The organism is Bradyrhizobium campsiandrae (assembly GCF_014529705.1).
Taxonomy (GTDB): domain Bacteria; phylum Pseudomonadota; class Alphaproteobacteria; order Rhizobiales; family Xanthobacteraceae; genus Bradyrhizobium; species Bradyrhizobium campsiandrae.
Genome location: NZ_JAANIH010000087.1, coordinates 21,925 through 31,791 on the forward strand (window position 1 = coordinate 21,925; position 9,867 = coordinate 31,791).

Below are 9,867 nucleotides of genomic sequence, written 5' to 3' on the forward strand. Positions count from 1 at the left end.
GACCGTTTGACTGCGGCCCGGGCGAAAGCTGCTGCGTGACGGCTACATGGATGTCCGCGTCTGTACGCCTCGCGGGCGCATCCTGCAGTCGGACGAACTGAACGAACTTGAACCCCAACGGGAGATGGACGTCATGGCCAAGGGACAGCAACGCGGCAATCGCGAAGCCAAGAAACCGAAGAAGGAAAAAGCCAAGGTGATCGCGGCACAGCCCAGCCGGAAAGAGGTCGCCTGGCAGCCGGATTTCGGACCGGCGAAAAGGAGATAGGCGGCGCCATCAAGCGTGAGGCCGCCGCTTGATCGCTATGGCGGCGAGGGCGCTACCTCATCGATGCTCGAAGATGGATCGAGGAGCGACGCCGGGACCCACAACCCGTGTCACTGCCGCCTTCGTCCTCAAATTCGAACCAGCGCAGCCCCGCAACATCGCGATCATTGCGCGTCACCCAGCGCCAGATCGTAAGCCAGCGCGGTTGCCGCGAGCAGGCCGTCGATGACAGGGACGGACCTGAGGGTGCCGATGCGGCCCCGTTGATCCGATACGGCGTTGTCGATGCCGGCCGCAATCGCCCTCCCGTAGACCTTGTCAACACCCGAAATCATCCCGATGATCGGCGCGTCATAGCATCGCTCGCGAGGCCTTCATGCGAAAATGCGAAGTCGCCGTGCTGGGTCTGGGGCTCATGGGCGGAGCAGCGCTCTCCGCATTGCTGGATGCCGGCGTTGATGCGCTCGGCTTCGACCCGGTCGCAGCAGGTTCGGATCGCGGCTCGTCACACGGGTCGTGTCGCATTTTCCGTCGCTTCAATTTCGAAAATCCCAACTACACCAGCCTGAGCGACGAGGCTCATGCCGACTGGATCCGGCTGCAGAGCGAAAGCGGTCAAACGGTTCTGACGGAAACCCCCATTTTGGAGGCCGGCCGTCCTGGCTCCGCCATGGTGGCGTCCTCGCGTGCGGCGGCGATCGCGAAAGGGCGGGCGGATCCGATGGTGACCGCTCCCGTCGCGAACAAGGAATTTCCGGCGTTCAGCCTGCCCGACGACTGGGACGTCGTCGTCCAGGACGGTGGCGCGATCCTGCACACCGCTACAGTCATGAGACTGATGCGCGCACGCGCCGGCGCGCGCGTCATTCCGGAACGCGCGAGCTTCATGCCGCACCACGACGGCGTGTCGATCCGCACGGATAGCGAAGAGTTCTTCGCCGAGCGCGCGATCCTGGCGCTGGGCCCATGGCTCGGTCGCGCATTGCCGCCACTCGCCGCGCTGCTCAACGTGACCCGACAGCCGGTCGGCTGGTTCGCACCTGGCAGCCCCGAGACCGTGGTTCCCCGTCGTTTCCCGATCTTCATTCTGGACCGAGGTCCTGATGACATGGTCTACGGCTTTCCGGACTTCGAACAGCGCGGCGTCAAGGCTGCGCCTCACAACCACGGGCCAGTGGTCGGCCCCGACGATTGGGGTCCGCCCGCCAGCGATGCCGAACTCCGCTCCGTGAGCGACGCCTTGGCCGCGCTCGTCCCCGGCGCGGCCGGGCCCATCGTCGATCGCGACGTCTGCCTCTACACCAACACCGCGCCCGCCGACATCAGGCGAGACGCGGGCGAGGAATTCATCATCGATCGCTGGCCGGAGTCCCGCCTGATCGTCTGCTCCGCGTGTTCAGGCCATGGCGCGAAGTTCGCGCCCGCCATCGGGCAAAGGCTGGCTCGCCTCGCCACCGATCCGTCCTATCAGGCAGAACCCTTCTTTCAGCTGTCCCGCTATTCGGAGTTCGCCTGAGCGGATGAGCCTCCTGCCACGATGCCATCATGCACCTGTTTTGCCCGACGGAACAAGCGAAATTTCTGAAATTCCGCAATGGCTGAGCGAAAGCTCTTGTTCGAGCGGGCGTTGGCTACTGTGCATGGGGTTGTTTTCGACTTTCTTGCCGGCCGGCGACCGAAGCCCGCAAGCGCGGTGCTGGTTTGAACCCGCCGCTGCCGCGCTCCGACCAATAGCCCACGGCCGGCACTCGGCCAGCTGACCTGCGACGATGTGATCCACGATGATGTTCGACAAGAGCTACCGGCAGCGCCTAGAGGCTGACCTTGCGCAATGGGAAGCCGACGGCGTCATCGCGCCGGCGGCAGCCAGCTCCATCCGCAAGGCGCTCCCCCCGCTCGCGCCGGGCATCAACATTGCCGTGGTTGTCGCCATCGTCGGCGGCTTGCTGATCGCGGCTGCCTTCCTTGCCTTCGTCGCGGCGCACTGGACCGAGATTGCGCGGCTGCTGCGCTTTTCGATCCTGCTCGCCGGCATGGTCGTCGCCGGCGGCCTCGGGGCGTGGTTCGCATCGACGGGCCGCGACGTTCTTGCCGATCTCTGCGCCAGCATCGGTGCGATCATCTTCGGCGCGGGCATCGCGCTGGTCGGCCAGATGTACCATCTCGGCGACGACTTTGCCGGTGGCATGCTGCTGTGGTCGACCGGCGCGTTCCTCGCGGCATTGCTGACCGGCTCGCGCGGCGCGCTGGCGGTCGGTCTCGCCGCCGCCAGCATCTGGACCTGCATGCGCGTCTATGATGCACCCGATGCGCTTCACCTCCAGTTCGTTGCGGCCTGGCTCATCGCCGCCGCCATCGCGTTTGCGTGGCACTCCCGCGCGGCGGCTCATCTCGTCGCGGTCGCGGCGATTCCGTGGTGGGTTGCAACGTCGCTTCGCTTCGACGTCGATGGCGCCCAGCCGTCCTTCGTGCTCGCCAACGGTGCGGCCTTGTTGTTCGGCGCCGGGCTCGCCATCGCCGCGGCGCCGTCACCGCGGGCGCAGCGGCTTGGATCCGTTCTGTCGATCTACGGTGCGCTGTCGCTCGCCGTCGTCGCCTTCCTGGAGGTGACGACGGTCGACGATGTCTTCCGCCTTCGGACAGCCCCGGTCGCAGCCCAGCCGCCATGGGCGGTCTTGTGCGGCGTCGCGGGCGTGATCCTCGCGCTTGCATCGGCCGGCCTCACCCGGCGCGTTGGTGAAGTTCTCGCAGCATGCGCGATCGGCCTCGTGTTGGTCGCCGCGCCGATCTGGCCGGCATCCGCGGGCGGCGAGCCCTGGTTCGCCTATGCCGCGCTGCTTCTCGCCATGCTCTGCCTCGTCGTCTCCGGCGTGCTCGACGACGTGCGTCCGCGCATCGTCGCCGGCTGGCTCGGCATTGCCGGCGTCATCGCCGGCATCACCTGGGCGGTGAAGGGCTCGCTGCTGCGCCGCTCGGCCTTCCTGGCGGCGGCAGGGCTCATTGCCGTGGTGTTTGCGTCCGCGCTCAACCGCCTGCTGCCGAGGGCCGAGCGATGATCGAGTCCGTCACGAAAGTCTGGCAACGCATTCCGAAAGCCGTGCTGTTCGCTCTCGCCATCCTGCTTCAATGTGTCCTGCTCGTGCTGATGGTCGCCGATCGCATGCAGATCCTGCGCGAAGGCCGCGAGGTGACCTTGCAGACCCGGCCGGTCGATCCCCGCGATCTCCTGCGCGGCGACTACGTCACGCTCGGCTACGACATCTCGCAACTGCCGGCAGGCGCGCTCGCAGGTCAGCCGTCCGCCGAGCGCAATCCCGTCGTGTTCGTCAAGCTCGCGCCTGGTGCCAACGGATTGTACCAGGCTGTCTCGGTGCATGCCGGGCCTGTCCCGGTCACGGGTCCCGAGATCCTGATCCGTGGCCGCGTGACCTATTCCTGCGGCTCGAGCGGCCGCACCTTCTGCGACAGGCTGACCATCAGATATGGACTAGAAAGCTATTTCGTGCCGGAAGGCGAGGGCAGAAAGCTCGAGCAAGCCCGCAACGAGCAGAAGCTGCGCGTCGTCGCCGCCGTGCTGCCCTCGGGACGCGCGGCGATCAAGCGGCTGCTGCTCGACGGCGAGCCGGTGTATGAGGAGCCGTTGTATTAGGGCTTGGTATTAGCGGCTCGGCTGCGCCTTCAGCGCTCGCCGCAGCACGTCCCACATCCGCGGATCACCCATGTGCGCGACGTTGAAGCGCAGGAAGCCTTGCGCGGTCTGCGACACGCTGAACACGTTGCCGGGCGCCAGCACCACATCCTCCTCGAGCGCGTCGCGCGCGACCGCGGTGGCATCCTGGCCGCCGGCGAGACGGCACCACAGGAAGAAACCGCCGCGCGGCATCAGCCAGGGCTCGATGCCGAGCGCCTGAAGTTTTCGGGCGACATCGCGCCGGCTGCGCGCGAGCTTCTGCCGAAGCTCGTCCATGTGCTTGCGATAGCTGCCGCCGGCCAGCACGTGTGCGATCAGCTCGGTCGCAACCGGGCTCGGGCCGCCGAAGCTGGTTGCGACCTGGAGATCGACGAGATGCTCGACCCAGTCGGCGCGCCCGGCGATGTAGCCGCAGCGCACCGAGGCCGACAGCGTCTTGGAGAAGCTGCCGATCCGGATCACGCGGTTCAAACCGTCCAGCGCGGCGAGGCGCGGCGAGCGCTCCGGCTCGAAGTCGCCAAAGATGTCGTCCTCGACAATAGTGAGGTCATGCGCGGCCGCCGCGATCAAAAGTCTATGCGCGGTCTGGAGCGAGAGCGTTGCACCAGTCGGGTTATGCAGCGCCGAATTGGTGATGTAGAGCCGCGGCCGCTCAGTGGCAACGATCGCTTCGAAGTGCGCGACGTCGGGGCCTGATGGGGTGTGGGGCACGCTGACGATCTTCGCCTGATGCGCGCGCAGCAGCGCACGAAAATTGAAGTAGCAGGGATCGTCGACCAGCACGGTGTCGCCGGGGCGGAGCAGAAAGCGACAGATCAGGTCGGTTGCCTGTGTGCCGGACGCCGTCAGCATCAGCTGCTTGATCGAGGCCTCGATCCCGTCTTCGGCGAGCCGCGTGAGCAGCAGCCGGCGCAGCGTGAGGGAGCCTGATGTCGAGCCGTAATTGGTGAGCACGCTCGCCTCGGCGCGGCCAAGCGCACGCATGGCGCGGCGCAAGGCGGCCTCCGGCATCCACGCCGGCGGCAGCCAGCCGCAGCCGGGTTTGGGCACCGCATCGCCGGTGTCGAGCGATTGCCTGGAGACCCAGAACGGATCGACCGCCCGGTCGCGGCGCGGTTCGACCTCGGACAGCGCAAGCGGCGGGGTGACCGTCGGCGACACATAGAAGCCCGAGCCACGGCGGGCGCGGATCACGCCCTCGGCGGCGAGGCGGTCATAGGCCTCGACGACCGTGGACGGCGAAACGCCCATCGTCGCGGCAAGGCTGCGGATCGACGGCAGGCGGTCGCCGGGGCCAAGCGCGCGGCCGGCGACCTTGGTGCGAATCGCGCTCATCACGTCGATGGTCCGCGTTCCATCGCGGCCTTTCGGTTGCGTGTCGATGTCCAAGGTGTATCGCCTTCCATACCAATACAGTTTTGCCAAATTGTACTGGATTGTGACTGGTTCTGCCATGGGTGACGGCTGAGGATCATGTCTCAAAAGGTGGGACGGACATGCAATCGGCGGGCACCGGCTGGGGCAACGGACTTCTCGGCGTCATCATCTTCAGCGGCTCATTGCCGGCGACGCGCGTGGCCGTGGGCGGCTTCTCCGCACTGTTCCTGACCTCGGCGCGCGCCGTCATCGCGGCACTGATCGGCGCCGCCGTGCTCGGCTTGCTCCGCCAGGCCCGACCGGAGCGGAAGGATCTTGCCTCGCTTGCCATCGTCTCGCTCGGCGTCGTGGTCGGCTTTCCCTTGCTGACTGCGCTCGCGCTCCAGCACATCACCTCGGCGCGTTCGATCGTCTTCATCGGCTTGCTGCCGCTGTCGACCGCGGTCTTCGCGGTGCTGCGCGGTGGCGAGCGGCCGCGACCGCTGTTCTGGCTGTTCGCAATTCTCGGCAGTGCCACCGTGGCGGGCTTTGCCCTGTCGAATGACGGCTCCGCATCGCTCACCGGCGATTTCCTGATGGTGGCTGCGGTCGTGCTGTGCGGGCTCGGCTATGCCGAGGGAGCCGCGCTGTCGCGCCGGATCGGCGGCTGGCAGGTCATTTCCTGGGCGCTGTTGCTGGCATTGCCGCTGATGCTGCCCGCCGCGATTCTCGCCTGGCCGCAGGCATGGAGCGATGTCAGTGCGCCGGCCTGGATCGGGCTCGCTTATGTCTCGATCTTCAGCATGTTCGTCGGCTTCATCTTCTGGTACCGCGGGCTTGCGATCGGCGGCATCGCGCGGATCGGTCAGTTGCAGCAATTGCAGCCGTTCATCGGCCTCGCACTGGCCGGTCTCCTGCTGCACGAGCCGGTCGCATGGAGCATGATTGCCGCGACCGCGCTCGTCGTGGTTTGCGTGTTCTTCGCGCGGCGTTACGCGTGAGGCTTTCGCGCCTCACGCCTGATCCATCACCGTTCGCGTCAGCGCACCCCGCGCAAATTTCTTCAGCGGCATCGGCTTTCCGAACAGGAAGCCTTGCACGAGGTCGAAGCCGAGCTCGTTCGCCGCGACGAGGTCGGCGCGGCTCTCGATCCCCTCGGCCGCAGCGCGTGCGCCATAGCCCTGCGCGAGCTCGACGATGCGACGGCACACCGTGCGCTTGAGACGGTCGTTGGCGCTGCCCGTGACGAAGTGGCGGTCGGCCTTCAGCTTGATGAAGGGGATCTTGTCGAGGTCCATCAGCGAGGGCCAGTTGGCGCCGAGATTGTCGATCGACAGGCCGATATTGTGCAGGCGCACCTCGCGCGCGACCTCGGCGAGGAGATCGAGGTCGCGGATCGCCTCCTCGCTGTCGATTTCGATCGTCAGTCCGCCGAAGGCCGGATGGGTGGGGACGCGGCGGCAGAGATCGCGCACGGCCTGCGGCTCCCTCAGATACGATGCCGGCAGGTTGATCGACAGATCGACCGGGCTTTGCCGCTCCAGCAGATAATGCCAGTCCCGCACGGCGCGTTCGATCACGAACTCCGAGAGATCGCACAGATGCGGGTCGTGCTCTTCCGGGATGAAATACGCCGGCGGCACCACGCCCCAGGTCGGATGGCGCATCCGCACCAGGGCCTCGGCGCCGCATCGGATCAGCGTGCGCGCGTCGATCTTCGGCTGATACCAGAGCTCGAGCCAGCCGGCATGCAGGGCCTCGCCGACATGCACGGCCGGGCTCGGCGCCGGCTCGTCCGGCAGCAGCATCGCGACGCGATCGCGCAGCGTCTCCGCGGCAAAGGGCGTCGTGAGCGGCGGCAGCATCGCGAGGCCGTATTCCTCGCCGACCTGCTGCACGGCCTTGACGATGATCGACTCGCGGGCGCCGACGGCGAGCACCTTGCCGTCGAAGGCCTCGCGCACCAGCGTCTCCAGAAACGTACCGGGCTCGATGCCGTCGGCGGCGACGCCGAACAGGATCAGATCCGGAAAGCCGCCGGCGAGCACCGTCTTGAGCTCGTCGGCGCTGGCACATTCGCTGGTGACGAAGCCGAGATCCTCCAGCACCTCGGCGAGGAACGCGCGTAGATGGCGCTTGCCGTCGGCGACGCATGCGCGCGGCGTTATCTTTCGCCGTCCGAAGGTCTTGGGCCTTCGCTCGGCGAACTCGACAATTTCATCGTTCATCGCAAATCACTCCCGTTCCGCGACCGGTGTTAGCGATGGGAGCCGTTTCAAATAAGGAGGGCTTCAGTCGATTGTTGAATTATCTGGGTAACGTTAAAGCCCCCATCATTCGTAAAATTGTTCGGATCTCGTTCGAGAAATTTTCACGCTTCGCAGCCCCTTGCGCATGCGCGTACGGCGATCATGCGGGGATTTTTCGAGCGCGCAGCCCGCGAGGCGCTCGCAGCCATGTCCTGTAATTGGACGAAGCCGCACCAGCTTCGCCCAATTGAATAATGGACGCCTCAATTGCTCGTGGCTTTGTCGTGTTCGGCCATGCCGACCGCCTTGTAGTCATAAGTCGGATAGAACTCGGTGCGATAAGGACCCCAGGCGGTATCCTCGATGATGCGGTTCACCTCGCGCAGGCGCGAAGCCGGCAGCCGCAGCGTCACCACCTGGCCGATACCCATCATTACGTACCAGCTCACGACCTCCACGCCGGCAGGCGGAAACACCTTGCGAAAGCCCTGCTTGTCGAGCTGCGCGTTGAGCTCGCTCAGCGGACGCGACTGGTCGTGCTTGAAGAAGACGGTGAGCAGGACGGCATTGTCGGCGGTCGGCGCCGCATTGCCGGGCGGCGGTGCCGTCTGCGCCATCGCTGCCGACGGCAGCGCGCACGCTCCCATCAGCCACAACATCGTCGTGAAACTCAGTCGGGTCGATCTCATCGCCAAGGTCCTTCCCAAAGCTGCCTGTGATGCATCGAGAGTAAGGGCGGCGGGTTCCCTGGACGAACTCATTTTCGCGCGATGCGCGCATGTTCCGGCGTCGCGCGTGACGGTTATGCGACAACGCGTCAAAACGCCGGGCCGGCGCGTGTGAAGCACCTCACATCCACATTGCTGCAATCGCGCTATTGGTCGGCTTGGCCGGTGGAGGGCGGTCAGGGATCGCAGCTATGACGACGCGGCGGATGATCTATTGGTGGTTCAGGGTTGTGATGTCGGGGCGGTTCCTCGATCGTTTCCTGTGCCTGCCGCACACGCCCGAATAGCGCAGGGGATTCTCGTTAGAGCATGATCATGTCGGCAAGCCCGCTGCACGCCTTGCGCTGGCGCGGCCGTTCGGGTCCGGATCAAGCTCTAAGTCGCCCCGATCAATTTGCGAAACGCCGCCGCGCCGTCCTGTACGGCATCGCGGCCCTTCCAGGCCAGGTAGCTCAGCCTGCCGCTCAACGTGTCCTGGCTGCGCAGCCGGCGCGATCCTAGGATGTGACCGACATTGGCGGGGAATCGGCTGACTTCGGCGGACACGAGTGTCGCAATCGCATCCATCAATTGCTGAAGCCGGACGCCCCATTCGCAATTTTCGAGACCATCGATGCGGACCTTGAGCGCATATTCGGTATCGTAGATCTCGGCGAGCAGGTCGCGCGCGACCAGCACGCGATTGTGCCGCAGCGCAATCCGGAGTGCCAGGCGCTTGTCGTCGAGCCGGTCAAGCGCCATGGGAACGACGCAGGCATACGGCGTGGCCGCGACGTCGGCCGCGCTCTTGCTCGGCGCCGCCTTGGTCGCGAGGCGCACCAGCTGCCATGACATTTTCAGTCGCCGGGCCACCAGCGCCAGGGCGAAGGGCAGCGCCTCGGGATTGGTCTTCTTGAAGGCATCGAGCAGCGCGGTGATCTGGGCGACCTGGCCGTCATCGAATTTCGTGATGGTCGCCGGCAGCTTCTCATTGAATTTCGGCAGCGCATCGCCCGCGCGCAGCACTTGCTGCATCTTTTTCACGTCGTCGAACGCGGTGCGCGAAGCCGTGTATTGCGCGAGCTTGGCGCGTGCGAACTCGGTGCTCTCCGCTGATGCGAGCGTGTTCTCCAGCACCTTGACGACCTTGACCTGGAACGTCGTGGCGACCTTCAGCACTTCCTTGGGATTGTTGCTGCTGACCTGCTCGTTGATGGCCTTGACGTAGTCGCGCGCCATCGTGGGCAGCAGGTCGCGGCAGATCCACTCCCAGATCGGCGTGAGGGTGTTGCGCGAGATCCGTCCGGCATTGGGGTGCTCGGGCGCGCCATCGATCAGCAGCAGCTCGAGCGGTGCGAAGAAGTAGCGCGACGGATTGGCGGCGCGCGCCTGGGTCGATCCGTCCTTGCGAAATTCGGCGCGCAGCTTGGCCTGGATCTCCGCCGAGCCCGGCATGTCGATGCCGCACAGCTCGAGCCGCTCGAGTTCGCTGAGCAGGCAGCTGCGCGACAATGGCGTCAGCTTCTGCAGGAACTCCGTTAGCTCGTCGATCTCGTCCATGGCACGCAATCTCTCGCAACGATTCCAGCAGGCCTA

Annotated in this window: 10 protein-coding genes; 5 read left to right on the forward strand and 5 right to left on the reverse strand. The window is 65.8% G+C overall.

Annotated features, from left to right (window positions below; genetic code table 11):
- Positions 1-46 precede the first annotated feature (46 nt).
- Positions 47-268 (forward strand): hypothetical protein, encoded by a 222-nt coding sequence (locus G8O24_RS38345; protein ID WP_188107705.1) that lies wholly within the window; start codon positions 47-49, stop codon positions 266-268.
- Between the two features lie 164 nt (positions 269-432).
- Here the strand turns inward: G8O24_RS38345 and G8O24_RS38350 are convergent, their stop codons facing one another.
- Positions 433-603: a PIN domain-containing protein gene (locus G8O24_RS38350; protein ID WP_188107694.1), complete on the reverse strand. Its 171-nt coding sequence runs from the start codon at positions 601-603 to the stop codon at positions 433-435.
- 41 nt (positions 604-644) lie between these two features.
- Between G8O24_RS38350 and G8O24_RS38355 the strand changes: the two genes are divergently transcribed.
- From G8O24_RS38355 to G8O24_RS38365, 3 genes are all read left to right on the forward strand, one after another.
- Positions 645-1,784, forward strand: coding sequence for an FAD-dependent oxidoreductase (locus tag G8O24_RS38355; RefSeq protein ID WP_188107695.1), 1,140 nt, complete (start codon positions 645-647; stop codon positions 1,782-1,784).
- A gap of 268 nt (positions 1,785-2,052) precedes the next feature.
- A complete protein-coding gene (locus G8O24_RS38360; RefSeq protein WP_188107704.1) occupies positions 2,053-3,324 on the forward strand; it encodes a DUF2157 domain-containing protein in 1,272 nt (423 codons plus the stop codon).
- Positions 3,321-3,917, forward strand: coding sequence for a GDYXXLXY domain-containing protein (locus tag G8O24_RS38365; protein WP_188107696.1), 597 nt, complete (start codon positions 3,321-3,323; stop codon positions 3,915-3,917). The genes G8O24_RS38360 and G8O24_RS38365 overlap by 4 nt, the downstream gene beginning before the upstream one ends.
- A gap of 9 nt (positions 3,918-3,926) precedes the next feature.
- On the opposite strand, the gene G8O24_RS38370 is transcribed toward G8O24_RS38365, so the two are convergent.
- Positions 3,927-5,294, reverse strand: a complete 1,368-nt coding sequence (locus G8O24_RS38370; protein ID WP_244646281.1) for an aminotransferase-like domain-containing protein — start codon at positions 5,292-5,294, stop codon at positions 3,927-3,929.
- 161 nt (positions 5,295-5,455) lie between these two features.
- Between G8O24_RS38370 and G8O24_RS38375 the strand changes: the two genes are divergently transcribed.
- Complete coding sequence (locus G8O24_RS38375) at positions 5,456-6,316, forward strand: DMT family transporter (RefSeq protein WP_188107698.1); 861 nt, start codon at positions 5,456-5,458, stop codon at positions 6,314-6,316.
- 12 nt (positions 6,317-6,328) lie between these two features.
- Here G8O24_RS38375 and G8O24_RS38380 read toward each other — a convergent pair whose 3' ends face one another.
- The 3 genes from G8O24_RS38380 to G8O24_RS38390 form a co-directional block, all read right to left on the reverse strand.
- The gene (locus G8O24_RS38380) at positions 6,329-7,543 is read right to left on the reverse strand and encodes an EAL domain-containing response regulator (RefSeq protein ID WP_188107699.1); all 1,215 of its coding nucleotides are present in this window, start codon (positions 7,541-7,543) and stop codon (positions 6,329-6,331) included.
- Positions 7,544-7,827: 284 nt separating this feature from the next.
- Complete coding sequence (locus tag G8O24_RS38385) at positions 7,828-8,211, reverse strand: hypothetical protein (protein ID WP_244646282.1); 384 nt, start codon at positions 8,209-8,211, stop codon at positions 7,828-7,830.
- A 456-nt stretch (positions 8,212-8,667) separates the two neighbouring features.
- A complete protein-coding gene (locus G8O24_RS38390; RefSeq protein WP_188107701.1) occupies positions 8,668-9,831 on the reverse strand; it encodes a hypothetical protein in 1,164 nt (387 codons plus the stop codon).
- Between the last annotated feature and the right edge of the window lie 36 nt (positions 9,832-9,867).

What these genes read in the sequence shown, in the direction of transcription:
- G8O24_RS38345 (WP_188107705.1), top strand. Translation starts at nt 47, where the DNA reads ATGGATGTCCGCGTCTGTACGCCTCGCGGGCGCATCCTGCAGTCGGAC.
- G8O24_RS38350 (WP_188107694.1), bottom strand. Translation starts at nt 603, where the DNA reads ATGATTTCGGGTGTTGACAAGGTCTACGGGAGGGCGATTGCGGCCGGC.
- G8O24_RS38355 (WP_188107695.1), top strand. Translation starts at nt 645, where the DNA reads ATGCGAAAATGCGAAGTCGCCGTGCTGGGTCTGGGGCTCATGGGCGGA.
- G8O24_RS38360 (WP_188107704.1), top strand. Translation starts at nt 2,053, where the DNA reads ATGTTCGACAAGAGCTACCGGCAGCGCCTAGAGGCTGACCTTGCGCAA.
- G8O24_RS38365 (WP_188107696.1), top strand. Translation starts at nt 3,321, where the DNA reads ATGATCGAGTCCGTCACGAAAGTCTGGCAACGCATTCCGAAAGCCGTG.
- G8O24_RS38370 (WP_244646281.1), bottom strand. Translation starts at nt 5,294, where the DNA reads ATGAGCGCGATTCGCACCAAGGTCGCCGGCCGCGCGCTTGGCCCCGGC.
- G8O24_RS38375 (WP_188107698.1), top strand. Translation starts at nt 5,456, where the DNA reads ATGCAATCGGCGGGCACCGGCTGGGGCAACGGACTTCTCGGCGTCATC.
- G8O24_RS38380 (WP_188107699.1), bottom strand. Translation starts at nt 7,543, where the DNA reads ATGAACGATGAAATTGTCGAGTTCGCCGAGCGAAGGCCCAAGACCTTC.
- G8O24_RS38385 (WP_244646282.1), bottom strand. Translation starts at nt 8,211, where the DNA reads ATGGGAGCGTGCGCGCTGCCGTCGGCAGCGATGGCGCAGACGGCACCG.
- G8O24_RS38390 (WP_188107701.1), bottom strand. Translation starts at nt 9,831, where the DNA reads ATGGACGAGATCGACGAGCTAACGGAGTTCCTGCAGAAGCTGACGCCA.